A 26,199-nucleotide genomic window follows, 5' to 3' on the forward strand; every position below is an offset into this window, starting at 1 on the left:
GCGGAAGATCCGACCTGGGGAGGAGGGGCGTCCTGCGCCGGTTGCAGAGCCCTGCCGCTACCGGCCCGCGGTGGCAGCCTTCAGCGCCGCGTCCCGCTTGATCGCCGCGTCGCGCCTGCGGACGTACCAGACGCCGATCAGGCCGAGACCGCCGCCGGCCAGGCAGGTCCACAGCCACCACAGGTGGCCGTGGTCGTCGAACCAGCCGTAGAAGGGGAGCTGGACCAGGAAGAGGACGAACCACACGATCGTGCCGCCGGTGATGGTGGCGACCACGGGCCCCTCCAGGGGCTCCGGCGCCTCGTGCTTCGGGGTCCACTTCGTCATGGGAACAGCTTACGAGGCGATCAGATCTACGCGCGGAGATGGCGTTTTATCGTTCATACGTTCATACTGAAACCGTTTGTCTTTGGCCGCTTCTGTTCGTATGAAACTCCAACGGGGCTCGGGGGAACCCCGCTGGTGATGAGGTCCTCATGCCCACCTCGGCACCTGCCAAGGTTCCCGCCCCCGAGCAGCCGGGCGGCACTCCCGCCTACGGCGCTCTCGACCGCTACTTCCGGATCTCCGAGCGCGGCAGCACGCTCGGCCGCGAGATCCGGGGCGGTCTCGCCACCTTCTTCGCGATGGCGTACATCATCGTGCTGAACCCGATCATCCTGGGCAGCGCGAAGGACATGTACGGGCACCACCTGGACAACGGCCAGTTGGTGACCGCGACCGCGGTGACGGCCGCGTTCACCACCCTGCTGATGGGCGTCATCGGCAACGTGCCGATCGCGCTCGCCGCCGGTCTCGGCGTGAACTCCGTCGTCGCGCTCCAGCTCGCCCCCCGGATGTCCTGGCCGGACGCCATGGGCATGGTCGTGCTGGCCGGCTTCGTGGTCATGCTGCTGGTCGCCACCGGGCTGCGCGAGCGGGTGATGAACGCCGTGCCGTTCGGGCTGCGCAAGGCGATCTCGATCGGTATCGGCCTGTTCATCATGCTGATCGGTCTGGTCGACTCCGGCTTCGTCACCCGTATGCCGGACGCCGCGCAGACCACCGTCCCGCTCCAGCTCGGTGTCGGCGGCCACCTCACCGGCTGGCCGGTACTGGTCTTCATCCTGGGCGCGCTGCTCACCTTCGCGCTGATCGTCCGCAGGGTGCCGGGCGCGATCCTGATCTCCATCGTCGGGATGACCGTGCTCGCGCTGGTCGTCAACTCGGTCGCGCACGTGACCACCTGGGGCCTGACGGTCCCGGAGTGGCCCGGCAACCCGGTGGACACCCCCGACTTCGGGCTGATCGGCCAGTTCAGCCTCTTCGGTGGCTTCGCCAAGGTCGGCGTGCTGACCGGCGTCCTCTTCGTCTTCACGGTCCTGCTGTCGTGCTTCTTCGACGCGATGGGCACGATCATGGGCGTCGGCGACGAGGCCAAGCTGACCGATGCCCAGGGCTACATGCCGGGCATCAACAAGGTCCTCTTCGTCGACGGCGTCGCGGTCGCGGCGGGCGGCGCCAGCTCCTCCTCGGCCACCACGGCGTTCGTGGAGTCCACGGCGGGTGTCGGGGAGGGCGCGCGCACCGGTTTCGCGAACGTTGTCACGGGCGCCCTGTTCGCGGCGGCCCTCTTCCTCACCCCGGTCGCCACCATGGTCCCGTCCCAGGCGGCCACGCCGGCGCTGGTCGCGGTGGGCTTCCTGATCCTCTCGAACTCCGTCAAGGAGATCGACTGGGCGGACTACACCATCGCCGTCCCGGCCTTCGTGACCATGATGATGATGCCGTTCACCTACTCGATCACCAACGGCATCGGCATGGGCTTCATCACGTTCGTGGTGCTGCGCCTGGCGGCCGGGCGGTTCCGTGACGTCCCGGTCGCGATGTACGTCGTCGCCGCGGTCTTCGCCTTCTACTACCTGATGCCGGCCCTGGGTCTCACCTGAGGCGCGGGCGTCAGGTGACGCCGTAGAACCTCTCCGTCTCCTCGACGGCGGTCTGGAACCGTTCGTCGAAGTCGTCCCGAGTGAGCGTGCGGACCACGTAGTCCTGCACGCTCATTCCTCTTCTCGCCGCGTGGTGCCGGAGCCGTTCGAGCAGCTCCCCGTCTATCCGCAGGCTGAGCACAGTGGTCCCCATGCGTACGAGGGTGGCCACATCCGGCCACCCCGTGCGTCACTTTCCGGAATTGTCTCACTCTAACGGGTGATGAACAGGACGAGTGGCGGGCGTCACGGGCGCGTGTCCCCCTCTCCGGGTGGTCCTTAGGGAGGGTAATGAGTTACGCTAAGGAACATGCCGGACCTCAACCATGGCGTCGACGCCGCCGCCGTGAACTCCCTGCGCTCCGCCGTGATGCGGCTGTCCCGTCGGCTCAAGCACCAGCGGGTCGACGAGTCGCTGAGCCCCACCGAGATGTCGGTGCTGGGCACCCTCTCCCGCTGTGGCACCGCCACCCCGGGCGAACTCGCCCGCAAGGAGCACGTGCAGCCACCGTCCATGACCCGCATCGTCGCGCTGCTGGAGGCCAAGGGACTGGTCCGGCTCGAACCGCACCCCGAGGACCGTCGCCAGAAGGTCGTCACCCGGACCGAGCAGGCCGAGGCGATGCTCGAGGAGAGCCGCCGCAAGCGCAACGCCTTCCTGGCCGGCCTGGTCGACGCCCTCGACGAGGACGAGTGGGCCACCCTCCGCGCCGCCGCCCCGGTGCTGGAGAAGCTCGCGCACCTGTAAGCAAGCCACCCAAGGAGGCGAACTCGTTTGAGTACGGGATCCGGAGCAGCTTCCGCCCCCGCACCGACCCCTACTACCCCCACCGCCCGCAGGTCCTCGATGTTCAGCTCGCTGAGGGTCCGGAACTACCGGCTGTTCTTCGCCGGCCAGGTCGTCTCCAACACGGGCACCTGGATGCAGCGCATCGCCCAGGACTGGCTGGTGCTCAGCCTCACCGGCTCCTCCGCCGCCGTCGGCATCACCACGGCCCTGCAGTTCCTGCCGATGCTGCTGTTCGGCCTGTACGGCGGCGTCCTGGTCGACCGGCTGCCCAAGCGGCCCACCCTCCTGGTCACCCAGACGGCCATGGCCGTGACCGGCCTCGCGCTCGCCTTCCTGACCCTCTCCGGTCACGTCCAGGTCTGGCACGTCTACGTCGCCGCCTTCGCCGTCGGACTCGCCACGGTGGTCGACAACCCGGCCCGGCAGTCCTTCGTCTCGGAGATGGTCGGCCCCGGCCAGCTCCAGAACGCGGTCAGCCTGAACTCCGCGAACTTCCAGTCCGCCCGGCTCGTCGGCCCCGCCGTCGCCGGACTCATGATCACCGGCGTGGGCACAGGCTGGGCGTTCCTCGCCAACGGCCTGTCCTTCGCCGCGCCCATCGCCGGGCTGCTGCTGATGCGCTCGCGCGAACTGCACGTCGTGGAGCGCGCGCCGCGCGGCAGGGGCCAGCTACGGGAGGGCCTGCGCTACGTCGCCGGGCGCCCCGAGCTCATCTGGCCGATCGTCCTCGTCGGGTTCATCGGCACCTTCGGATTCAACTTCCCGGTGTGGCTGTCGGCCTACGCCGACGACGTCTTCCACGCGGGCGCCGGTGCCTACAGCCTCTTCAACACCCTGATGGCCGTCGGCTCGCTCGGCGGCGCCCTGCTGGCCGCCCGCCGCGGCACGGCCCGGCTGCGGCTGCTGATCGCCGCCGGGCTGGCCTTCGGCACGTTGGAGACGGTGGCCGCGCTGGCCCCGTCCTACCGGCTGTTCGCGCTGCTCATGGTCCCGATCGGGGTCTTCGGCCTGACGGTCAACGTCACCGCCAACACGGCGGTCCAGATGGCCACCGACCCGGCCATGCGCGGGCGGGTGATGGCCCTGTTCATGATGGTCTTCGTGGGCGGTACGCCGCTGGGCGCGCCGGTCGTCGGCTGGATCACGGACACCTACGGCGCCCGGGTCGGCTTCGCCTTCGGCGGAGTGATCTCGGCCGTGGCCGCCGCCGTGATCGGCCTGGTCCTCGCCCGCGTCGGCGGCCTGCGCCTCTCGGTCGGCTGGCACCGCGGTCATCCCCAGGTCCGCCTCGTCCCCCGGGAGCAACTGGCCCCGGCGGCCTGACCCGGGAGAGGAGCGGGACTCGGCCGCGGGGGAGCTCGTCGGTCTTGAGGACGAGACCGAAGGGGTGCCCGTGAGGTCCAGCTCCTCCCCGAGGTCGGCCTTCACCTCCAGGGCGTACCTGCCCGTCCCCGGGAGGGGTGAGGACGCGGCACTCACCCCGGTCGGGGTCGGCGACGAGGTGGACGGGAACCCCGTCCTCGGCGTAGGCGGTCTTCTTCGGTCCGTGGTCTCCCGTCTTCGAGGACGGTCACCGTGGCGCTCCTCCCCGGCCGCCTCACGAGCGAACGCGGCCGCGCGGTACAACGATACGCACGGTCATCCGCACACGCCGGTGTGTGCGCGGGAGACTTGCGGCATGAGACTCTTCGCCGCCCTGCTGCTCCCGGACGACGTCGCCGACGCGCTCGCCCGGGAGGTGGCCGCGCTGCGCGGGCTGCCCGGTGCCGAGGGGCTGCGCTGGACCGGGCGTCCCGGCTGGCACTTCACGCTCGCCTTCTACGGCGAGGTCGACGAGGAGCCGCTGCCGGAGCTGCGGGACCGCCTGGAGCGCGCGGCGCGCCGCACCCCGGCCTTCGGGCTGGCACTGCGCGGCGGCGGCCGGTTCGGGGGCGGGAAGGCGCTGTGGACGGGCGCCGACGGCGACCTGCGCGCCCTGGGGCTGCTGGCCGGGCGCGCGGAGGCGGCGGCCCGCAGGAGCGGCATCGAGACGGGGGAGCACCGCCGCTACCAGGCGCACCTGACGATCGCCCGCAGCCGGTCGGCGGTGGACGTGCGGCCGTACGTGACGGCGCTGCACGACTTCCGCAGCCGTACCTGGACCGTGGACGAGCTGGTCCTCGTCCGCAGCCACCTGCCGAGGTCCGGGATGCCCGGCGAGCAGCCCCGCTACGAGCCGGTCGCCCGCTGGGCACTCGGCGCGGCCGGTTAACCTCGGATACGTGGACCCGAAGACCCGTAACCGGATCATGGCCTTTGTGCTCGTGCTGATGTTCGCCGTCGTCGCCCTCGCGGCCGCGCTCGGCAGGTGAGGCCCGGGCGCGCGGGCGCGGCCGCGGAGGCGATCAGTGACGGGCGCGGCTCACCAGGCGAAGGCCTCCGGTGACGGGCCCGGGCCCGGGAAGATCTCGTCGAGGCCGGTGAGCAGGTCCTCGCCCAGCTCCAGTTCGACGGCCCGCAGCGCCGACCCGAGCTGCTCGGCGGTGCGCGGGCCGACGATCGGGCCGGTGACGCCGGGCCGGGTCAGCAGCCAGGCCAGGGCGGCCTCGCCGGGTTCGAGGCCGTGCTTGTCGAGCAGGTCCTCGTAGGACTGGATCCGCGCGCGGGCGGCCGGGTCGGCGAGGGTCTCGGCGGCCCGTCCGGAGGCACGGCGCCCGCCCTGCACCTCCTTCTTGATGACCCCGCCCAGCAGACCGCCGTGCAGCGGCGACCAGGGGATGACCCCGAGGCCGTACTCCCGCGCGGCCGGGACGACCTCCATCTCGGCGCGGCGCTCGGCGAGGTTGTACAGGCACTGCTCGCTGACGAGACCGATGGTGCCGCCGCGGCGGGCGGCGATCTCGTTGGCCTGGGCGATCTTGTAGCCGGGGAAGTTGGAGGAGCCAGCGTAGAGGATCTTGCCCTGCTGGACCAGGACGTCGATCGCCTGCCAGATCTCCTCGAAGGGAGTGTTCCGGTCGACGTGGTGGAACTGGTAGAGGTCGATGTGGTCGGTCCGCAGGCGCTTCAGGCTGGCGTCCACCGCGCGCCGGATGTTGACGGCGGAGAGCTTGTCGTGGTTGGGCCACGGCTCGCCGTCGGCGGCCATGTTGGCGTACACCTTGGTGGCGAGGACGACCTTGTCGCGCCGGTCGCCGCCCCGGGCGAACCAGTCGCCGATGATCGATTCCGTACGGCCCTTGTTCTCGCCCCAGCCGTAGACGTTGGCCGTGTCGAAGAAGTTGATGCCCGCGTCCAGCGCCGCGTCCATGATGGCGTGGCTGTCCGCCTCGTCCGTCTGCGGGCCGAAGTTCATGGTGCCGAGGACGAGTCGGCTGACCTTGAGTCCCGTGCGTCCTAGCTGCGTGTACTTCATGGAGCCAGCCAACGGCTTGAAGTGTGCTCGAAGCAAGGGGAGCCGGCCGCGTCAGGCCGGGTTCGCTCCGCCGCCGCGCCCGGCGGGCACGCTCGCCGCACCGGTCGAGGGCCCGGGTGCATCCCGGCGGGCACTCGACGAGGGCTGCGGCGCCTCGCCGCGCTGCCGGATCGCCCGTACGCGCCCGAGTATTGAGGGCGACCCTCCGCCCTGCGACGCACCGCGTCCGACGCCGTGCGCTGATCCACCGGGGAGTACGGGACAACCCTCAGTCGCGGGGGAACGCGCCCGTCTTCAGGACGAGGTCGACCACCGTGCCGGTCAGATCGATGTCGGTGCCGAAGTCCACCTTCGCCGGCTCGGCGTAGTCGCCGTCCTTGGGGTCGGTGTACACGAGGCAGCGACCCTGGTAGGGATCGGCGATGACGTAGACGGGAACCTCGGCGACGGCGTAGGCGGTCCTCTTGGGGCCGTAGTCGTTGGCGGCGGTGCCCCTTGAGACGACCTCGGCGACGAACTCGACGTCCTGGTGGCGCCAGTGGCCGCCGCCGTCCGGCTTCGCCGAGTTCTTGAGCAGGGCGACGTCCGGGCAGAAGCCGTTCTCATGCCCGGGAAAGTCGATGCGTACGTCCGAGAAGACCCTGTCCATCCCGTACTTCTCCGCGACCGCGCCCGCGATATGGAAGATGATCTGCCAATGAGTGTTCCGCTGCGGCGTCATGAAGACGTTGCCCCCGACGATCTCGACCCTGAATCCTTCGGGGACGGGCATCCGCTCGAGGCGCTCGAACCAGTCGTCCAAACGCTGGGTGCAGGCGTCGGTGTCGGCCATCGCGATCCTGTCTTCGAGGACGGTCATCGTGGCGCTCCTCCCCGGCCGCCCCGTGGACAAGTGCGGCCGCGCGGTTCAACGATACGCACGGTGACGGGGAAACGACGGAATCAGGTCAGCCCGTGCCCGTCGCGTACGCCTGTCCGATGCCCCAGGCCTCCCACATCGCGGCGGCGAACGCCTCCGCGATCCGGTGCTCGCCGCTCGGGTTGGGATGGGTGCCGTCGTAGGTGTCCGCGTGGACGTCGTACGCCTCGGGCGGCGAGGCCAGCAGCAGGGGGGAGCGGGGCTCGTCCAGGTCGGCCACCGTCTTGGCGAGCAGCACGTTGAACCGGTCGACCTGGGTCGCGAAGGCCTCGTCCGCGTGGGCGCGGATGTTCGGGATCACCGGCAGCATCACCATGCGGACGCGCGGCCGGGCCTCGCGGGCCCCGGCGACGAACGCCCGCACGTTCTCCGCCGTCTGCTCGGCGTTGGTGTAGAAGCCGAGGTCGATCAGGCCCAGGGAGACCAGCAGCACGTCGGCCCGGTGCTCGCGCACCGCCCCGCCTATCAGCGGCGCCATGTGCAGCCAGCCCTCTCCCCAGCCGGCCAGATGGGCCCGGGGGAAGTCGGGCTCCGCGTACGCGGAGGACACCGGTGCCTCGGCCGCCTTGTCGTACAGCTCCTCGCGCGGGCCCACGAGGGTGAACGGGCCGCCGTACGAGTCGCGCAGGTGCTGCCACAGACGGTAGCGCCACGTGTGTTCGCCCGCGCTCCCGATCGTCATCGAGTCCCCCACGGGCATGAACCTGAGCACCCGCTCATGATGGACGATCACCGGGGGCGTTGGGATGTGAGGCCCGACACGTGCACCGGAGCCGTGGGCCGAATGGCAGGCTTGGGGCATGCGTCGACCGTTCGCCCTGCTTGCCGGGGCCCTGCTCGCGGGTGCCTGTGCGCTGCCCGCCCATGCCGCAGACGGTGATCGGGGTTTCACCATCAAGGACCCGAGGATCACCGAGTCCAGCGGCCTGGCCGCCTCCCGGCTGCACCCCGGCATCTACTGGACGCACAACGACAGTGACGACGGGCCGTACCTCTACGCCGTGGACAGCGCGACCGGCAACACCGTCGCGACCGTGACCCTGCGCGGCATCGGCTCCCCGCGCGACGTGGAGTCCATCTCCATCGGCCCGCACAACGAGATCTATGTCGGCGACATCGGGGACAACTTCGACGGCCGATGGCCGTACGTGTGGATCTACCGGCTGCCCGAGCCGAAGGTGCTGAAGGACCAGACGGTCACGGCCGAGCAGTACGTGGTGAAGTACTCCGACGGACCGCGCGACGCCGAGTCGCTGCTCGTCCACCCGAAGACCGGGCGCGTGTACATCATCGACAAGAAGGAGGACGGCGGGCACCTGTTCGAGGGGCCCGCGAGGCTCTCCACCTCAGGGACGAACGTCTTCCGGCCCGTCGCGCCGGTCGACCTGTGGGCCACCGACGCCGCCTTCTCCCCGGACGGCGGGCAACTGGCGGTGCGCGGGTACTTCGGCGGGATCTACTACGACTGGAACGGCGGGCGGATCAAGCGCGAGGGCCGGCTCGACGTCCCCCTGCAGGGGCAGGGGGAGTCCCTGACGTACTCCGCCGACGGCACCAGGCTGATGTACGGCAGCGAGGGCGCCAAAAGCTCGGTGCAGGCGCAGGACGCGCCGGGTGACCACTCCGCCGAATCCCCTTCCGGGAACGGCGGTTCGGCGTCCGGTGGGACCGATGGCGGCGGCGGGCGCCTCAAGGTCACGGCCGCCGTCGTCGCAGTGGGCGCGGTCGTCCTGCTCGGACTGCGGCTGCTGCGCCGGCGCGGCTGAGCGCCCGCCTTCGGCGGGGTCGGTCCGCCGGGCACGGCGGATCCCGGCGCCGTCCCGCGGTGGCGCGGGAACGCGGCCGCCGGGCGGTGGCACCGGAACGCGGCCGTCCCGTGGTGCACGGGAAAAGGGCGCCCGGTGCCTGTCGCACCGGGCGCCCTCGCGCTCGTACCCGTGGGGTCAGAGCTTCTCGATCACGTGGTCCACGCACTTCGTCAGCGCCTCGACGTCCGCCGGGTCGATCGCCGGGAACATCGCGACACGAAGCTGGTTGCGGCCGAGCTTGCGGTACGGCTCGGTGTCCACGATGCCGTTGGCGCGCAGCACCTTGGCGACGGCGGCCGCGTCGATCTCGTCGGAGAAGTCGATGGTGCCGATGACCTGCGAGCGCTTGGCCGGGTCGGTGACGAACGGGGTGGCGTACTTGGACTCCTCCGCCCAGCCGTACAGACGGGTCGAGGAGTCCTTGGTCCGGGCCGTGGACCAGTCCAGGCCGCCCTGGCCGTTGATCCACTCGAGCTGCTCGTTCAGCAGGAAGAGGGTGGCGAGGGCCGGGGTGTTGTACGTCTGGTTCTTGCGGGAGTTGTCGATCGCCGTCGGCAGGCTGAAGAACTCCGGGACGTGCCGGCCGGAGGCGTGGACGCGCTCGGCGCGCTCGATCGCGGCCGGGGAGAACACGCCGATCCACAGCCCGCCGTCGGAGGCGAAGGACTTCTGCGGGGCGAAGTAGTAGACGTCCGTCTCGGCGATGTCGACCGGGAGGCCGCCCGCGCCGGAGGTGGCGTCGACCAGGACGAGCGCGCCCTCGTCGGCGCCGGCCACCCGCCTGATCGGCATGGCCACACCGGTGGAGGTCTCGTTGTGGGTGAACGCGTAGACGTCGACACCCGCCTCGGCGTGCGCCTCGGGGTGGGTGCCGGGGTCGGCGGCGACGACGGTGGGGTCGGCCAGCCAGGGGGCGAGCTTGGCGGCCTTGGCGAACTTCGAGGAGAACTCGCCGAAGTTGAGGTGCTGGGACCTGTTCTCGATCAGTCCGTGGGTGGCGATGTCCCAGAAGGCGGTGGAGCCGCCGTTGCCGAGGACCACCTCGTAGCCCTCGGGGAGCGAGAACAGCTCGGAGATGCCCTCACGGACCTTGCCGACCAGGTTCTTCACGGGCGCCTGGCGGTGGGAGGTACCCAGGAGGGACGTGCCAGTGGCGGCGAGGGCGTCCAGCGCCTCGGTCCGCACCTTGGAGGGGCCAGCGCCGAAGCGTCCGTCGGCGGGCTTGATGTCAGCGGGGATCTGGATGTCGGCCACGCTTCGGAGGGTATCCGCTGCGCGAAACGGTACGGAACCGTGTCCGTCCGATGAGACGAGTCCACCGGGTCATAAACTTGTGCGGTTGTACGACGAAATGGGGGCGGCTGTGGAAAACCTTCGGTGACTGTGCGTGAGCGGATGCATCCTGGACGCATGACGGATCTAACGGGTCTCGCGGCGGAACTGCGCGGCGCCGTCCGGGGCGAGGTCGGCTTCGACACCACCTCCCGGGCGCTGGTGACGATGGACGCGTCCAACTACCGGCGGGTGCCGGCGGGGGTGGTCGCCCCCCGGGACGCCGACGACGTCGCGGCCGCGCTGGAGGTGTGCCGGGCGCGCGGGGTGCCGGTGGTGGCGCGCGGCGGGGGCACGTCGATCGCGGGGCAGGCGACGGGGACGGGCGTGGTGCTGGACTTCACCCGGCACATGAACGCCCTGCTGGAGCTGGACCCGGGCACGCGGACCGCCGTGGTCCAGCCCGGGCTCGTCCTGGACCGCCTCCAGCAGGCCGCCGCCCCGCACGGCCTGCGGTTCGGCCCCGATCCCTCCACGCACAGCCGGTGCACGCTCGGTGGGATGATCGGGAACAACTCGTGCGGCTCCCACTCGGTCGCCTGGGGCACCACCGCGGACAGCGTGCGCCGGCTCTCCGTCGTCACCGGGCGCGGGCAGCGGCTGCGGCTCGGGCGGGACTGGTCCGGGGCGCCCGAGGGACTGCGCGAGCTGGTGTCGGGCGAGCTCGCCCGGCTGCGCACCGGCTTCCCCGAACTGCCCCGCCGCATCTCCGGATACGCGCTCGACGCCCTGCTGCCCGAGCGGGGCGCCGATGTCGCCCGCTCCTTCTGCGGTTCCGAGGGCACCCTCGGCATCCTCACCGAGGCGGTCCTGGGGCTGGTGGAGGACCCGCGCGCGCGTGCGCTCGCGGTGCTCGGGTACGGCGACGAGAGCGCGGCCGCCGAGGCCGCCGCGGGGCTGCTCCCGTTCGGGCCGCTCACGGTGGAGGGCATGGCGGCCGACCTGGTGCCCTCACCGGCCGTGCTGCCCAGGGGGGACGCCTGGCTGTTCGTGGAGACCGGCGGTGGGACCGCGGCCGAGGCACGCGCGCGTGCGGAGGCGATCGTCCGCGCGGCCGACGTCGTCGACTCCCTCGTGGTCACCGACCCCGCGGCGCAGCGGGCCCTGTGGCGCGTCCGCGAGGACGCGAGCGGCACGGCGACCCGGATGCCCGACGGCACGGAGGCCTGGCCCGGCTGGGAGGACTGCGCGGTGCCACCGGACCGGCTCGGCGCCTATCTCCGGGACTTCCGCGCCCTGCTGTCCTCGCACGGCCTGCGCGGCACTCCCTACGGCCACTTCGGTGACGGCTGCATCCACGTCCGCATCGACTTCGACCTGCTCACCGAGGCCGGCGTGGGGCGGTTCCGGCGCTTCTCCGGCGACCTCGCCGACCTGGTGGTGGCCCACGGCGGCTCCCTGTCCGGGGAGCACGGGGACGGTCAGGCACGCGCGGAGCTGCTGCCGCGGATGTACGGCGCGGAGACGGTGCGGCTCTTCGAGCGGGCCAAGGGGGTCTGGGACCCCGACGACCTGCTCAACCCCGGGATGCTGGTCCGCCCGGCGCCGCTGGACGCCAACCTCCGCTTCTCCGTGCTGCCCCGCCGCCCGGTGGACGTCGCCTTCGGCTACCCGGCCGACGGCGGGGACTTCCGGGCCGCCGTCCGCCGCTGCGTCGGCGTCGCCAAGTGCCGTACGACCGCGGCGTCCGGGCCCGCCGTGATGTGTCCCTCGTTCCGGGCGACGGGCGAGGAGCAGCACTCCACCCGGGGGCGGGCCCGCCTGCTGCACGAGATGCTCGCGGGCGAACTGGTCACGGACGGCTGGCGCTCCACCGAGGTCCGGGACGCGCTGGACCTGTGCCTGTCCTGCAAGGGCTGCCGCTCGGACTGCCCGGTCGGCGTCGACATGGCCACCTACAAGGCGGAGTTCCTGCACCACCACTACCGGGGCCGGCGCCGACCGGCCGCCCACTACAGCATGGGCCTGCTGCCGGTGTGGCTGCGCTGGGCGGCCCGGACCGGCACGGCGCGGCTGCTGAACCGCCTCGCCTCGCTGCGGCTGCCGGCCCGGATCGGCAAGCGGCTGGCGGGGATCGCCCCGGAGCGCGACCTGCCCCGGCTGGCGCCGCTGACGTTCAGCCGCTGGTGGCGGCGGCGCGAGCGGCGCGGCACGGGGGACCTGGTCGTGCTGTGGCCCGACACCTTCACCGAGCACCTCTCGCCCTCGGTCGGACAGGCGGCCGTGCGGGTGCTGGAGGCCGCCGGCCTCAGAGCGGTGCTGCCGCCGTCCCGGCCGGCCGGCGGCGGGGTCTGCTGCGGCCTGACCTACGTCTCCACCGGCCGGCTCGACCAGGCGCGCACGGTGCTGCGCCGCACCCTGGACCTGATGGAACCGGTGCTGCGCAGGGGCACCCCCGTCGTCGTCCTGGAACCGAGCTGCGCCGCGGCCCTGCGCACCGACCTCCCGGAACTCCTGCCGGACGACCCGCGCGCGGCCCGGCTGTCGGCGGCGGTCCTCACCTTCGCCGAGGCGCTGCGGCGGCACGCCCCCGGCTGGACCCCGCCCGACGTCGGCCGCCCGGTCGCCGGTCAGACCCACTGCCATCAGCACGCGGTCCTCGGTGACGCCGCCGACCGCGCGCTGCGCGAGTCCGCGGGCCTGACCGGCGAGCTGAGCGGCGGCTGCTGCGGCCTCGCGGGCGACTTCGGCTTCACGAAGGGGCACTTCGAGATCTCCCGGGCCTGCGCGGAGGAACAACTGCTGCCCTCGGTGCGGGCGGCGGCCGAGGAGGCGGTGATCCTGGCGGACGGCTTCTCCTGCCGCACCCAGCTCGAGCAGTTGGCCGGGGTGCGCGGGCGGCATCTGGCGGAGGTGCTGGCGGACGCGCTGGACGGGCTGGACTCCGGGGCGGTGGACGGGCGGAACTCCGGTATCTGAACCTCGGGCGTCCCAGCATGCGGAACAGTTGCATATCGAGTTCACACTCCTGACGGAGTCCATTACCCTGGACTTGGAAGTACATCGAGATGAACATGATCTGATCCTCGACTCCGACCCCCTGTTCCCAGCCAGCCCCAGGACCGCCCGTGAGCACCTCCAGCCACACCGCCCCCGCGACGCGGCACACGCCGGTCCTCCCGAAGGGCGCGCCCCGCCGGTCCGGTCCGCTCGGCTCGCTCGGGCCGGTCGGTCTGGTGCTGGCCGGCGGGATCTCGGTGCAGTTCGGCGCGGCGCTCGCGGTGACCCTGATGCCGCGGACCGGCGCGCTGGGCGTCGTCACCCTGCGGCTCCTCGCGGCGGCCGTGGTCCTGCTGGCGCTCTGCCGGCCCCGGCTGCGCGGCCACTCGAGGACCGACTGGGGCACCGTGATCGTCTTCGGTGTCGCCATGGGCGGGATGAACGGCCTGTTCTACCAGGCCGTGGCCCGTATCCCGCTGGGTCCCGCGGTCACCCTGGAGGTGCTCGGCCCGCTGGCGCTGTCCGTGCTGGCGTCCCGCCGGGCGATCAACGCGCTGTGGGCGGCGCTCGCCCTGGCGGGGGTCTTCCTCCTGGGCGGCGGAGGCTTCAGCGGCCTGGACCCCGCAGGTGTCGCCTTCGCCCTCGGTGCCGGAGCCATGTGGGCGACCTACATAGTCTTCAGTGCCCGCACGGGCCGCCGCTTCCCGCAGGCGGACGGTCTGGCGCTGGCGATGGCGGTGGCCGCCCTGCTCTTCCTCCCGCTCGGCCTCGCGGAGGCCGGCAGCCGTCTGCTGAACCCGACCACCGTCGCCCTCGGCTCGGCGGTGGCGGTGCTCTCCTCGGTGCTGCCCTACACCCTCGAACTCCTGGCGCTGCGCCGCCTGCCCGCGCACACCTTCGCCATCCTCATGAGTCTGGAGCCGGCCATCGCGGCCACCGCGGGCTTCCTGGTGCTCGGCCAGGCTCTGTCCGTGACGGAGGCCGCCGCCATCGCCCTGGTGATCGCGGCGACCATCGGCGCGGTGCGGTCCCAGTCCGGGCGCGGCAAGGTACCGGCCCCGGCCCCCGAGGCCTGACCGTCGCGCGCCCGCCGCGGCCCGGAGTCCGGCCGGCCTCTCCCGCACCGTCACGTGCCGCCGGCTGCCGCTCGTGAAGGGCTCCCGCGTCCAGCCGTCCCACCGCGAGCGCGACCGCGGCCCCGCGAGGCGGGCCATCGGGTCCGGCTCCGCGGGCCGCGAGTGACGGAGCTGGATCGAGCGGCACGTCGCCCGGCCGCCCCTCCCACCCGCGCCCGGCGCGCGCCGGGCGACCGCGTCGCCCCGTCGTACCTGGCGGAGTCCAGCCCCCCTTCCTCCCCGACGGTGGGGGCGGGCCGCCGGGCGCCGCGCGGCCCCTTCGCGGCCATGTCCCGCAGAAATTCATGCAAGCATGCTTGATTGTTTCTGGGCCCGCTGCCATGCTCCCCCTCATGGCCGACCCGACGCCCGTCATCGACGACCTGCGTGCCGAAAGCGACGAACTCGACCTGTTGGTCGCGGACTTGAGACCCGAGCAGTGGGCCCGGCCCACTCCCGCGCCCGGCTGGACCGTCGCCCACCAGATCGCCCACCTCGCCTGGACCGACCGCTCGGCCCTGCTGTCCGTCACCGACACCGGGGCCTTCCAGGCGCTGGTCGAGAAGGCGCTGGCCGCCCCCGGCTCGTTCGTGGACGAGGGCGCGGAGGAAGGCGCGCGCCTGCCGCCCGCCGAACTGCTGGCCGGCTGGCGCGCCGGACGGGACGCCCTGCGGCGGGCCCTGCGCGCCGCACCGGCCGGCAGCCGGTTCCCCTGGTACGGGCCGCCCATGTCGGCCGCCTCCATGGCCACCGCCCGCCTCATGGAGAGCTGGGCGCACGGGCTGGACATCGCCGACGCCCTCGGAGTGGACCGCCCGCCCACCGACCGGCTCAGGCATGTGGCACGACTCGGCGTGCGCACCCGCGACTTCGCCCACCTGGCCCACGGACTCACCCCGCCCGCCGAGGAGTTCCGGGTCGAGCTGCGGGCGCCCTCCGGTGACCTGTGGGTGTACGGGCCGGAGGACGCCTCCCAGCGCGTCACCGGGCCCGCACTGGACTTCTGCCTGCTCGTCACCCAGCGCGCCCACCGCGCCGATCTCGCGCTGCGCGCCGAAGGACCGGACGCCGACCGCTGGCTCGGCATCGCCCAGGCCTTCGCGGGCCCGCCCGGCACCGGCCGCCCGCCGCGGGAGGACACCCGGTGAACCCGTTGCGCATCGGCAACTTCTCCGGCTTCTACGGCGACCGCTTCGACGCGCTGCGCGAGATGCTCACCGGCGGCGAGGTCGACGTCCTCACCGGTGACTACCTCGCCGAACTCACCATGCTCATCCTCGGCCGCGACCGCCTGAAGGACCCCTCCGCCGGGTACGCCCGCACCTTCCTGCGCCAGTTGGAGGAGTGCCTCGGCCTCGCCCGGGAGCGCGGGGTGCGGATCGTCACCAACGCCGGCGGCCTGAACCCGGCCGGACTCGCCGAGCGGATACGGGAGTTGGGCGAACGGCTCGGCACACCGGTGCGGGTCGCCCAGGTGGCGGGCGACGACCTCGGCGCCGCCCACCCCGGCACCCTGGCCGCCCACGCCTACCTGGGCGGTTTCGGGATCGCCGAGTGCCTGCGGGCGGGCGCGGACGTCGTGGTGACCGGACGGGTGACGGATGCGGCGCTGGTCACCGGACCCGCCGCCGCCCACTTCGGCTGGCAGCCGGGGGAGTACGACCGGCTCGCCGGCGCCGTCGTCGCCGGTCATGTCCTGGAGTGCGGGACCCAGGCCACCGGCGGCAACTACGCGTTCTTCGGGCAGGGGGACGTGCGCCGTCCCGGCTTCCCGCTGGCCGAGATCCACGCCGACGGCACCAGCGTCATCGGCAAGCACCCCGGCACCGGCGGTCTCGTCGACGTCGGCACGGTCACCGCCCAACTGCTCTACGAGACGGCCGGCGGCCGGTACGCCGGGCCGGACGTCACCGCCCGGCTGGACACCGTACGGCTGAGCCAGGACGGGCCGGACCGGGTGCGGATCGAGGGGGTGCGCGGGGAGGCTCCGCCGCCGACGCTCAAGGTCGGGCTCAACCGGCTCGGCGGCTTCCGCAACGAGGTCGTCTTCGTCCTCACCGGCCTCGACATCGAGGCCAAGGCCGCCCTCGTGCGCGAGCAGCTCGAGGCCGCGCTCGCCTCGTCGCCGCCCCAGGAGATCCGCTGGGACCTCGTGCGCACCGACCGAGCCGACGCCGACACCGAGGAGACCGCGAGCGCCCTGCTGCGCCTGGTCGTCCGTGACCCGGACCAGCGGCTCGTGGGACGGGCGCTGAGCGGGGCCGCCGTGGAGCTGGCACTGGCCAGCTACCCCGGATTCCATGTGCTCGCCCCACCGGGGAAGGGCGCACCCTACGGTGTCTTCGAGGACGTGTACGTGCCCCATGGCGCCGTCGACCATGTGGCCGTCCTCCACGACGGCAGCCGTGTACCAGTGGCACCGGCCGCGGACACGGCCGCGCTGCACCCCGTACCGGAGCCGCCGCTGCCCGAACCCCCGCCGTCCGGGCCGGTCCGCCGGGCGCCCCTCGGCCTGGTGGCCGGAGCCCGCAGCGGCGACAAGGGCGGAAACGCCAACGTGGGCGTGTGGGCGCGGTCGGACGAGGCCTGGCGGTGGCTCGCCCACGAGCTGACCGCCGACCGGTTCCGGGAACTGATCCCCGAGAGCCGGACGCTGCCCGTCACCCGCCACGTGCTGCCCAACCTGCGAGCCCTCAACTTCGTCGTGACCGGCATCCTCGGCGCCGGTGTCGCCGCGCAGGCCCGCTTCGACCCGCAGGCCAAGGCCCTCGGCGAATGGCTGCGCTCCCGCCACCTGGACATCCCGGAGGCCCTGCTGTGACCGTCCTGCCCTCCGCCCTCGACACCGGCGGCCCCGACTACCTCGCCAACCGCGAGGCCATGCTCGCCAGACTCGCCGACCTGGAGACCGAGCACGCCAAGGCGCTCGCGGGCGGCGGAGCGAAATACGTCGAGCGGCACCGCGAGCGCGGCAAACTGCTCGCCCGCGAGCGCATCGAGCTGCTCCTCGACCCGGACACCCCGTTCCTCGAACTGTCCCCGCTCGCCGCCTGGGGCAGCGACTACGCGGTGGGTGCCTCGCTGGTCACCGGCATCGGCGTCGTCGAGGGCGTGGAGTGCGTGATCACCGCCAACGACCCGACCGTGCGCGGCGGCGCCAGCAATCCCTGGAGTCTGAGGAAGGCGCTGCGCGCCAACGACATCGCGCTGGCCAACCGGCTGCCCTGCGTCAGCCTGGTGGAGTCCGGCGGAGCCGACCTGCCGTCCCAGAAGGAGATCTTCATCCCCGGGGGCGCCGTCTTCCGCGATCTCACCAGGCTCTCGGCGGCCGGCATCCCGACCGTCGCCGTCGTCTTCGGCAACTCCACCGCCGGCGGCGCCTACGTCCCCGGGATGTCCGACCACGTGATCATGGTCAAGGAACGTGCCAAGGTGTTCCTCGGCGGTCCCCCGCTGGTGAAGATGGCTACCGGCGAGGAGAGCGACGACGAGTCCCTCGGCGGCGCCGAGATGCACGCGCGCGTGTCGGGCCTCGCCGACCACTTCGCCGTCGACGAGCGGGACGCGCTCCGGCAGGCCCGCCGGGTCGTCGCCCGCCTCAACCACCGCAAGGCCCACCCGGACCCTCCCCGCGCACAACCGCCCGCGTACGACGACGAGGAACTCCTCGGCATCGTTCCCGGGGACCTGAAGATCCCCTTCGACCCCCGCGAGGTCATCGCCCGGCTCGTCGACGGCTCCGACTTCGACGAGTTCAAGCCGCTGTACGGGACGAGCCTGACGACCGGCTGGGCCGCGCTGCACGGCTACCCGGTCGGCATCCTGGCCAACGCCCAGGGCGTGCTGTTCAGCGCGGAGTCGCAGAAGGCCGCCCAGTTCATCCAGCTCGCCAACCAGCGCGACATCCCGCTGCTCTTCCTGCACAACACCACCGGCTACATGGTCGGCAGGGAGTACGAGCAGGGCGGCATCATCAAGCACGGCGCCATGATGATCAACGCGGTCAGCAACAGCCGCGTGCCCCATCTGTCCGTCCTCATGGGCGCGTCGTACGGCGCCGGGCACTACGGCATGTGCGGCCGCGCCTACGACCCCCGCTTCCTGTTCGCCTGGCCCAGCGCCAAGTCGGCCGTGATGGGTCCCCAGCAGCTCGCGGGCGTGCTCTCTATCGTCGCCCGGCAGTCGGCGGCGGCGAAGGGCCGGCCGTACGACGACGACGCGGACGCCGCCCTGCGCGCCATGGTGGAGCAGCAGATCGAGTCCGAGTCGCTGCCGATGTTCCTCTCCGGGCGGCTCTACGACGACGGCGTCATCGACCCGCGCGACACCCGCACCGTTCTCGGCCTGTGCCTGTCCGCCATCCACACCGCCCCGTTCGAAGGCGCGCGCGGCGGCTTCGGCGTCTTCCGGATGTGAGGCTCATGATTTCGACCCTGCTGGTCGCCAACCGCGGCGAGATCGCCTGCCGGATCTTCCGCACCTGTGCCGAACTGGGCATCCGCACGGTCGCGGTGCACTCCGACGCGGACGAGAACGCGCTGCACGCGCGCGTGGCCGACACCGCCGTACGGCTGCCGGGCGCGACGCCCGCCGAGACCTATCTGCGCGGCGACCTGATCGTCAAGGCCGCCCTGGCGGCCGGAGCCGACGCCGTCCACCCCGGCTACGGCTTCCTCTCCGAGAACCCCGCGTTCGCCAGGGCCGTCCTCGACGCCGGACTCGTCTGGATCGGCCCGCCCGCTGAGGCGATCGAGGCGATGGCGTCCAAGACACGCGCCAAGGAGCTGATGGGCATCGCACCCCTCGGCGAGGTCACCGCGGCGGACCTGCCGGTGCTGGTGAAGGCCGCCGCGGGCGGCGGCGGGCGCGGGATGCGGATCGTGCGCCGCCTGGAGGACCTGCCGGCCGCCCTGGAGGGCGCCCGCGCCGAGGCCGCGAGCGCCTTCGGCGACGGCGAGGTCTTCGCCGAGCCCTACCTCGAACGGGGCCGCCACGTCGAGGTGCAGATCCTCGCCGACACCCACGGCACGGTGTGGACGCTGGGCACCCGCGACTGCTCCCTCCAGCGCCGCCACCAGAAGGTGGTCGAGGAGGCCCCGGCGCCCGGACTGACCGCGGGACTCCAGGACGAGCTGCGCACGCTCGCCGTACGCGCCGCGCGCGCGGTGTCCTACGTCGGCGCCGGCACCGTGGAGTTCCTGGTCGCCGACGGCCGCGCGCACTTCCTGGAGATGAACACCCGCCTCCAGGTCGAACACCCCGTCACCGAGGCGGTGTTCGGCGTCGACCTGGTCGCGGAGCAGATCCGCGTCGCCGAGGGCCGCCCGCTGGCGAGCGAGCCGCCACCGGCGAGCGGCCACGCCGTCGAGGTGCGCCTGTACGCCGAGGACCCCGCCCGCGACTGGGCCCCCCAGACCGGCACCCTGCACCGCCTCGCCGTACCCGCCGGGGTCCGCCTCGACACCGGCTACACCGACGGCGACACCATCGGCGTCCACTACGATCCGATGCTCGCCAAGGTCGTCGCCCACGCCCCCACCCGCGCGGAGGCGATCCGCAGGCTCGCGGGCGCCCTGGACCGCGCCACGCTGCACGGCCCGGTCACCAACCGGGACCTGCTGCTGAACTCCCTGCGCCACCCCGAGTTCACCGCCGGCCGCATGGACACGGGCTTCTACGACCGCCACCTCACCGCCCTCACCGCCCCGGCCCCCGACCCGCACGCCCCGCTCGCCGCGGCCCTGGCCGACGCCCACGGCCGCTCCCGCTTCGGCGGCTGGCGCAACGTGTCCTCGCAGCCGCAGGCCAAGCGGTACGGGATGGCCGGCGAGGAGCACGAGGTCCACTACCGGCACACCCGGCGGGGCCCCACCGCCGACGGGGTCCGGGTGGTGCACGCCGACGCGCGTCTGGTCGTGCTCGACGTGGACGGCGTCCAGCGCCGGTTCGAGGTGTCGCGGTACGGCACGGACCAGGTGTACGTGAACTCCACGGCGCTCACCGCCCTGCCCCGCTTCCCTGACCCGGCGGCCCAGATCGCCCCGGGCTCCCTGCTCGCGCCGATGCCCGGCACGGTCGTCCGCGTCGCCGACGGGCTGACCGAGGGCGCGACGGTGCGGGCCGGCCAGCCGCTGATCTGGCTGGAGGCGATGAAGATGCAGCACCAGATCTCGGCGCCCGTCACGGGCACGCTCACCGCCCTGCACGCCACCACGGGCCGGCAGGTGGAACCAGGAACGCTGCTGGCGGTCGTACACGAACTCCAGGAGACACCATGAGCACTCTCATCGAGTCCGAAGAGCACACGGCACTGCGCGCCGCGGTGGCCGCCCTCGGCAAACGCTACGGCCGCGACTACGTCGCCCGGACCCTCGCCGAGGGCCGCCACCCCACCGAACTCTGGTCGGAGGCCGGGAAGCTCGGCTACCTCGGCGTCAACCTCCCCGAGGAGCACGGGGGCGGAGGCGGCGGCATCACCGAACTCTCCATCGTCCTGGAGGAACTGGGCGCGGCCGGCTCCCCGCTCCTCATGCTCGTCGTCTCCCCGGCCATCTGCGGCACGGTGATCTCCCGCTTCGGCACACAGGAGCAGAAGCGGACCTGGCTCCCCGGACTCGCCGACGGCACCCGCCTCATGGCCTTCGGCATCACCGAGCCCGACGCCGGCTCCAACTCGCACCGCATCACCACCACGGCCCGCAAGGACGGCGCCGACTGGCTCCTCACCGGCCGCAAGGTCTTCGTCTCCGGTGTCGACATGGCCGACGCCGTGCTGATCGTCGGCCGCACCGAGGACGCCCGCACCGGACGCCTCAAGCCCTGCCTGTTCATCGTGCCCAGGGACGCCGAGGGCTTCCAGCGGCACCCCATCGACATGGAACTCAACGCCGCGGAGAAGCAGTTCGAACTCGTGCTGGACGACGTACGGCTGCCCGCCGACGCGCTCGTGGGCGACGAGGACGCCGGCCTGCTCCAGCTCTTCGCCGGGCTCAACCCCGAGCGCATCATGACGGCCGCGTTCGCGATCGGCATGGGCCGGTACGCGCTCGCCAGGGCGGTCGAGTACGCCCGCGAGCGCACCGTCTGGAAGGCCCCCATCGGCGCCCACCAGGCCATCGCCCACCCCCTCGCCCAGGCGCACATCGACCTGGAACTGGCCCGGCTCATGATGCAGAAGGCGGCCCACCTCTACGACGCCGGCGACGACACCGGCGCGGGCGAGGCCGCCAACATGGCCAAGTACGCGGCCGCCGAGGCCTGCGTGAAGGCCGTCGACCAGTCCGTGCACACCCTCGGCGGCAACGGCCTCACACGCGAGTTCGGCCTCGCCTCGCTGATAACGGCCTCGCGCGTGTCTCGTATCGCACCGGTGAGCCGGGAGATGATTCTCAACTACGTCTCCCACCAGAGCCTGGGCCTGCCCAAGTCGTACTAGGCCGCAGCGGCGGCCGCTTGGAGGAACCGTGTTCCGCAGCGCGTACGCAGACGTCCCGCCCGTAGAACTCCCGATCCACGACGTCGTGCTGGGCCCGGCCGCCGGCTACGGCGACCATCCCGCCCTCGTCGACGGCACGGACGGCACCACCCTCACGTACGAGCAGGTGGACCGGTCCCACCGGCGGCTCGCCGCAGCCCTCGCCGAGGCCGGCCTCCGCAAGGGCGACGTCCTCGCCCTGCACAGCCCCAACACCGTCGCCTTCCCGATCGCCTTCTACGCGGCCACGCGAGCGGGCGCCTCCGTCACCACGGTGCACCCGCTCGCCACCCCCGAGGAGTTCGCCAAACAGCTCGCCGACTGCGCCGCCCGCTGGATCATCACCATCTCCCCACTGCTGGGGACCGCCCGCCGCGCCGCCGAACTCGCGGGCGGCGTACGGGAGATACTCGTCTGCGACAGCGCGCCCGGGCACCGCTCGCTCACCGACCTGCTCGCCACCACCGCTCCCGAACCGGAGATCGGCTTCGACCCGGCCGAGGACGTTGCCGCCCTGCCGTACTCCTCCGGCACCACCGGCGTCCCCAAGGGCGTGATGCTCACCCACCGGCAGATCGCCACCAACCTCGCCCAGCTCGAAGCCCCCGTCCCGGCCGGACCGGGCGACCGCATCCTCGCCGTGCTGCCGTTCTTCCACATCTACGGCCTCACCGCTTTGATGAACGCCCCCCTGCGCAAGGGCGCCACCGTCGTCGTCCTGCCCCGCTTCGACCTCGAGACCTTCCTCGCCGCCATCGAGACCCACCGCATCACCGGCCTGTACGTCGCCCCGCCGATCGTCCTCGCCCTCGCCAAGCACCCGGCGGTCGCCCGCTACGACCTCTCCTCCCTCCGGTACGTCATCAGCGCCGCCGCCCCCCTCGACGCGCGACTCGCCGCCGCCTGCGCCGAACGCCTCGGCCTGCCGCCGATCGGCCAGGCCTACGGCATGACCGAACTGTCGCCCGGCACCCACGTCGTCCCGCTCGACGCCCTGCGGCACGCCCCCGCCGGCACCGTCGGCCGGCTCATCGCCGGCACCGAGATGCGCATCGTCTCCCTCGACGACCCCGGCAAGGACCTCGGCGCCGGCGAGCCCGGCGAGGTCCTCATCCGCGGCCCGCAGGTGATGAAGGGCTACCTCGGCCGCCCCGACGCCACCGCCGCCATGATCGACACCGATGGCTGGCTGCACACCGGCGACGTCGGGCACGTCGACGACGACGGCTGGCTCTTCGTCGTCGACCGGGTGAAGGAACTCATCAAGTACAAGGGCTTCCAGGTGGCCCCGGCCGAACTGGAGGCCCTGCTGCTCACCCATCCCGGCATCGCCGACGCCGCCGTCGTCGGTGCCCGCGACGACGACGGCAACGAGATCCCGCAGGCCTTCGTCGTCCGCCAGCCCGCCGCCGCGGAGCTGAGCGAGAACGAGGTCATGCTGCACGTCGCCGAACGGGTCGCGCCCTACAAGCGCGTCCGCCGCGTCACCTTCATCGACAGCGTGCCCCGCGCCGCCTCCGGGAAGATCCTCCGCCGACAGCTCCGGGAGCACCCTTGAGCACCCTCGTCTCACGCACACGCGCGCGTGCCGTCGAAACCCTCAGCCTCGACGCCACCGACACCCGCAACGCGCTCTCCGCCGCCCTGGTGGACGCCCTCTCCGGCGCGCTCGCCGAGTGCGCCGAGGACCCCGACGTACGCGCCGTGGTCCTCACCCACACCGGCACCACCTTCAGCGCCGGCGCCGATCTGCGCGACCCGCCGCACCCCGACGCCCTGGTGGGCCTGCTGCGGCAGATCGTGGAGCTGCCCAGACCCGTCGTCGCCCGGGTCACCGGGCACGTCCGGGCCGGCGGCCTCGGTCTGCTCGCCGCCTGCGACATCACCGCCGCCGCCACCACCGCCACCTTCGCCTTCACCGAGGTCCGCATCGGCGTCGCCCCGGCGGTGATCTCCCTGCCCGTGATGCCCCGCGCCGACCCGCGCGCCCTGGCCCGCCACTACCTCACCGGCGAACGCTTCGACCCCGCCGAAGCCGTACGCCTCGGCCTGCTCACCGTGGCCGCCGACGACGTCGACGAAGCCCTCACCCCCGTCCTGGACGGCCTGCGCCGCTCCTCGCCCCGAGCCCTGGCCGAGACGAAACGACTGCTCACGGCTAGGGTTCTGGAGACCTTCGACCGGGACGCGGCCGCCCTGACCGCGCTCTCGGCCCGGCTGTTCTCCTCGCCCGACGCCCGGGAGGGGATGACGGCCTTCCTGGAAAGACGGGATGCGGCATGGGTGGTGTGAGTACGGCGGAACGCGACCGCGTACCCAAGCAGGACCGCAGCCGGGCCACCCGGCAGCGGCTCCTGGAGGCCGCCGTGGCCTGCCTCGCCGAACACGGCTGGGCGGGCTCCACGGTCGCCGTCGTCGCCGAACGCGCCGGCGTCTCCCGGGGCGCCGCCCAGCACCACTTCCCCACCCGCGAGGACCTGTTCACGGCGGCCGTCGAGTACGTCGCCGAGCAGCGCTCCACCGCCCTGCGCGAACTCTTCCCGGACGGCCCCGCCGACCGGCGCGCCGTCGTCTCCGCCGTCGTCGGCCTCTACACCGGCCCCCTCTTCCGTGCCGCGCTGCACCTGTGGGTGGCCGCCGGCGACGAGGAACAGCTCCACGCGCGCGTGACCGAACTGGAGGCCCGGGTGGGCCGCGAGTCGCACCGCATCGCCGTCGAACTCCTGGGCGCCGACGAGTCCCGTCCCGGGGTGCGGGAAACCGTCCAGGGCCTGCTCGACATGGCCCGCGGCCTCGGCCTCGCCAACCTCCTCACCGACGACACCGCCCGCCGCGAGCGCGTGGTCGCCCAGTGGGCGGCACTCGTGGACACGGCCCTGGACTGACCCGCTGTCGGAGGCCGAAGCCACGGTGCCGGGACAGCCGCCCGGCCCCGACCGGCACCGTGCGGGCGCACCGGTGAGCCGTGCGACGGGCCGTGCGACGGCACGGCCGTGCACACCGGACGCACCGCCCTCACCGGCGGCCGCGGAGACGCCGAACGGCCCCGCCACCCCCCCGCCGCCCCACCACCGCCCGCCTCCGGCGGCTGTCGGTCCGCACCGACGCGTCGGACCGGATCGACGAGGCGTGGGAACCCTCCGGCCGCGCCGTCGACGGCGGGCCGCCGGCCCTGTCCGCCAGGCCACGGGTCATGTGACGCGGGCCACAGGCGCATCCCGCGGGCCGCAGTACCCTTGCCCCATGCTTCCGATGCTCGTCCGACGCCGCCACGTGGACTACGTGCGCGTCACGAGCACGGGCTGTCGGCGCTTCTCCGCCTGATCCAGCCCCTCCGAGCTTCCTCCTCGTCCGGCACCCTGGGGCCGCCACACCCCCGGCGGCCGCCCGTGCCCCGTACACCCAGCGGACGCACCCCATGACGACGCACACCGCGACGAACCCGTCGTACGCCCAGCTCCCCATCATCGACCTCTCGGCCGCCCGGCGCGGCCCCCGGGACCGGGCCCTGCTCCACGCCCGGCTGCACGGCGCCGCCCACGACGTCGGCTTCTTCCAGCTCGTCGGACACGGCGTGACCCCGGCCGAGACCGGCGCGCTGCTCACCACCATGCGCGCCTTCTTCGACCTCCCCGAGGCCGACCGGCTCGCCCTCGACAACACCGGCTCCCCGCACTTCCGCGGCTACACCCGCACCGGCGACGAACGCACCGCCGGTGCCCGCGACTGGCGCGACCAGCTCGACATAGGCGCCGAACGCCCCGCCCACGTCCCCGGTCCCGGCGAACCGCCCTACTGGTGGCTGCAGGGCCCCAACCAGTGGCCCGCCGCCCTCCCCGAACTGCGCACCGCCGCCCTCGCCTGGATCGACCGGCTGAGCGCCGTCGCCCAGCGCCTGCTGCGCGAACTGCTGGCCGCCGTCGGCGCACCCGCCGACTTCTACGACCCCCTCCTCGGCGAGCACGCCCACCCGCACCTCAAGCTCGTCCGCTACCCCGGCAGCGCCGGCGACGGCATCGGCCAGGGCGTCGGCGCCCACAAGGACTACGGCTTCCTCACCCTGCTGCTGCAGGACACCGTCGGCGGCCTCCAGGTCGAGCGCGCGGACGGCCGCTTCCACGACGTGCCGCCGATCGAGGGTGCCTTCGTCGTCAACCTGGGCGAACTCCTCGAAGTCGCGACCGACGGCTACCTGCGCGCCACCAACCACCGCGTGGTCAGCCCGCCCGGAGCGACGGAACGCTTCTCCGTCCCGTTCTTCTACAACCCCCGCCTGGACGCCCGGGTCGAGCCGCTGCCCTTCCCGCACGCCTCCGCGGCCCCCGGCATCACCACCGACCCGGCCAACCCCCTGTACGCCGAGTACGGCTACAACGAACTCAAGGGCAAGCTCAGGGCCCACCCGCTGGCGGCCCGGCGGCACCACGGGGACCTGCTGACCCCGGCGTGACCGCGTCGCG

The 26,199-nt window shown here is 72.9% G+C and carries 22 protein-coding genes; 16 read left to right on the forward strand and 6 right to left on the reverse strand.

Translation table 11 applies throughout. The features are described 5' to 3' along the window. Positions 1 to 57 precede the first annotated feature (57 nt). Positions 58 to 327 carry a DUF2530 domain-containing protein gene (locus MXD57_RS03205; protein ID WP_199210977.1) on the reverse strand — a complete coding sequence of 90 codons (270 nt, stop codon included), beginning with the start codon at positions 325 to 327 and terminating at the stop codon, positions 58 to 60. A gap of 149 nt (positions 328 to 476) precedes the next feature. Between MXD57_RS03205 and MXD57_RS03210 the strand changes: the two genes are divergently transcribed. Further along, positions 477 to 1,928, forward strand: coding sequence for an NCS2 family permease (locus tag MXD57_RS03210; RefSeq protein WP_250399711.1), 1,452 nt, complete (start codon positions 477 to 479; stop codon positions 1,926 to 1,928). 10 nt (positions 1,929 to 1,938) lie between these two features. Here MXD57_RS03210 and MXD57_RS03215 read toward each other — a convergent pair whose 3' ends face one another. Then, positions 1,939 to 2,121, reverse strand: a complete 183-nt coding sequence (locus tag MXD57_RS03215; protein WP_250399712.1) for a BrnA antitoxin family protein — start codon at positions 2,119 to 2,121, stop codon at positions 1,939 to 1,941. A gap of 156 nt (positions 2,122 to 2,277) precedes the next feature. On the opposite strand from MXD57_RS03215, the gene MXD57_RS03220 reads away from it, so the two are divergent. From MXD57_RS03220 to thpR, 3 genes are all read left to right on the forward strand, one after another. Continuing rightward, positions 2,278 to 2,715: a MarR family winged helix-turn-helix transcriptional regulator gene (locus MXD57_RS03220; RefSeq protein ID WP_250399713.1), complete on the forward strand. Its 438-nt coding sequence runs from the start codon at positions 2,278 to 2,280 to the stop codon at positions 2,713 to 2,715. Positions 2,716 to 2,742: 27 nt separating this feature from the next. After that, complete coding sequence (locus MXD57_RS03225; protein ID WP_250399714.1) at positions 2,743 to 4,080, forward strand: MFS transporter; 1,338 nt, start codon at positions 2,743 to 2,745, stop codon at positions 4,078 to 4,080. Positions 4,081 to 4,435: 355 nt separating this feature from the next. Continuing rightward, positions 4,436 to 5,008 carry an RNA 2',3'-cyclic phosphodiesterase gene (gene thpR / locus MXD57_RS03230; protein WP_250399715.1) on the forward strand — a complete coding sequence of 191 codons (573 nt, stop codon included), beginning with the start codon at positions 4,436 to 4,438 and terminating at the stop codon, positions 5,006 to 5,008. Positions 5,009 to 5,158: 150 nt separating this feature from the next. Here thpR and MXD57_RS03235 read toward each other — a convergent pair whose 3' ends face one another. The 3 genes from MXD57_RS03235 to MXD57_RS03245 all read right to left on the reverse strand — a co-directional run bounded on the left by MXD57_RS03235 (position 5,159) and on the right by MXD57_RS03245 (position 7,782). Beyond that, positions 5,159 to 6,151, reverse strand: a complete 993-nt coding sequence (locus MXD57_RS03235) for an aldo/keto reductase (protein WP_250399716.1) — start codon at positions 6,149 to 6,151, stop codon at positions 5,159 to 5,161. Positions 6,152 to 6,419: 268 nt separating this feature from the next. After that, complete coding sequence (locus MXD57_RS03240; protein WP_250399717.1) at positions 6,420 to 7,010, reverse strand: Uma2 family endonuclease; 591 nt, start codon at positions 7,008 to 7,010, stop codon at positions 6,420 to 6,422. A gap of 88 nt (positions 7,011 to 7,098) precedes the next feature. Further along, the gene (locus MXD57_RS03245; RefSeq protein WP_250399718.1) at positions 7,099 to 7,782 is read right to left on the reverse strand and encodes a GDSL-type esterase/lipase family protein; all 684 of its coding nucleotides are present in this window, start codon (positions 7,780 to 7,782) and stop codon (positions 7,099 to 7,101) included. A gap of 88 nt (positions 7,783 to 7,870) precedes the next feature. Here MXD57_RS03245 and MXD57_RS03250 point away from each other — a divergent pair, with 88 nt between their 5' ends. Further along, a complete protein-coding gene (locus MXD57_RS03250) occupies positions 7,871 to 8,836 on the forward strand; it encodes a WD40 repeat domain-containing protein (RefSeq protein ID WP_250399719.1) in 966 nt (321 codons plus the stop codon). A gap of 177 nt (positions 8,837 to 9,013) precedes the next feature. Here the strand turns inward: MXD57_RS03250 and serC are convergent, their stop codons facing one another. Next, positions 9,014 to 10,132, reverse strand: coding sequence for a phosphoserine transaminase (serC, locus tag MXD57_RS03255; protein ID WP_250399720.1), 1,119 nt, complete (start codon positions 10,130 to 10,132; stop codon positions 9,014 to 9,016). 156 nt (positions 10,133 to 10,288) lie between these two features. Between serC and MXD57_RS03260 the strand changes: the two genes are divergently transcribed. From MXD57_RS03260 to MXD57_RS03315, 11 genes are all read left to right on the forward strand, one after another. Beyond that, on the forward strand, positions 10,289 to 13,129 hold the full coding sequence (locus tag MXD57_RS03260) for an FAD-binding and (Fe-S)-binding domain-containing protein (RefSeq protein ID WP_250399721.1): 2,841 nt from the start codon (positions 10,289 to 10,291) through the stop codon (positions 13,127 to 13,129). A gap of 149 nt (positions 13,130 to 13,278) precedes the next feature. Continuing rightward, the gene (locus tag MXD57_RS03265) at positions 13,279 to 14,226 is read left to right on the forward strand and encodes an EamA family transporter (RefSeq protein ID WP_250399722.1); all 948 of its coding nucleotides are present in this window, start codon (positions 13,279 to 13,281) and stop codon (positions 14,224 to 14,226) included. A 392-nt stretch (positions 14,227 to 14,618) separates the two neighbouring features. Then, the gene (locus tag MXD57_RS03275) at positions 14,619 to 15,413 is read left to right on the forward strand and encodes a TIGR03084 family metal-binding protein (RefSeq protein WP_250399723.1); all 795 of its coding nucleotides are present in this window, start codon (positions 14,619 to 14,621) and stop codon (positions 15,411 to 15,413) included. After that, positions 15,410 to 17,086, forward strand: a complete 1,677-nt coding sequence (locus MXD57_RS03280) for an acyclic terpene utilization AtuA family protein (protein WP_250399724.1) — start codon at positions 15,410 to 15,412, stop codon at positions 17,084 to 17,086. The genes MXD57_RS03275 and MXD57_RS03280 overlap by 4 nt, the downstream gene beginning before the upstream one ends. Next, positions 17,083 to 18,681, forward strand: coding sequence for an acyl-CoA carboxylase subunit beta (locus tag MXD57_RS03285; RefSeq protein ID WP_250399725.1), 1,599 nt, complete (start codon positions 17,083 to 17,085; stop codon positions 18,679 to 18,681). The genes MXD57_RS03280 and MXD57_RS03285 overlap by 4 nt, the downstream gene beginning before the upstream one ends. Before the next feature lie 5 nt (positions 18,682 to 18,686). Next, positions 18,687 to 20,543, forward strand: a complete 1,857-nt coding sequence (locus MXD57_RS03290) for an acetyl/propionyl/methylcrotonyl-CoA carboxylase subunit alpha (RefSeq protein WP_250399726.1) — start codon at positions 18,687 to 18,689, stop codon at positions 20,541 to 20,543. Then, on the forward strand, positions 20,540 to 21,700 hold the full coding sequence (locus MXD57_RS03295) for an acyl-CoA dehydrogenase family protein (protein WP_250399727.1): 1,161 nt from the start codon (positions 20,540 to 20,542) through the stop codon (positions 21,698 to 21,700). Before MXD57_RS03290 ends, MXD57_RS03295 begins: the two co-directional genes overlap by 4 nt. A 28-nt stretch (positions 21,701 to 21,728) precedes the next feature. Beyond that, positions 21,729 to 23,297: a 4-coumarate--CoA ligase family protein gene (locus MXD57_RS03300; protein WP_250399728.1), complete on the forward strand. Its 1,569-nt coding sequence runs from the start codon at positions 21,729 to 21,731 to the stop codon at positions 23,295 to 23,297. Further along, positions 23,294 to 24,031, forward strand: a complete 738-nt coding sequence (locus MXD57_RS03305; protein WP_250399729.1) for an enoyl-CoA hydratase family protein — start codon at positions 23,294 to 23,296, stop codon at positions 24,029 to 24,031. Before MXD57_RS03300 ends, MXD57_RS03305 begins: the two co-directional genes overlap by 4 nt. After that, the gene (locus MXD57_RS03310; protein WP_250399730.1) at positions 24,019 to 24,624 is read left to right on the forward strand and encodes a TetR/AcrR family transcriptional regulator; all 606 of its coding nucleotides are present in this window, start codon (positions 24,019 to 24,021) and stop codon (positions 24,622 to 24,624) included. Before MXD57_RS03305 ends, MXD57_RS03310 begins: the two co-directional genes overlap by 13 nt. Before the next feature lie 533 nt (positions 24,625 to 25,157). After that, the gene (locus MXD57_RS03315) at positions 25,158 to 26,189 is read left to right on the forward strand and encodes an isopenicillin N synthase family dioxygenase (RefSeq protein ID WP_250399731.1); all 1,032 of its coding nucleotides are present in this window, start codon (positions 25,158 to 25,160) and stop codon (positions 26,187 to 26,189) included. Positions 26,190 to 26,199: the final 10 nt, after the last annotated feature.

This window comes from Streptomyces cellostaticus (assembly GCF_023630175.1).
GTDB lineage: Bacteria > Actinomycetota > Actinomycetes > Streptomycetales > Streptomycetaceae > Streptomyces > Streptomyces cellostaticus_A.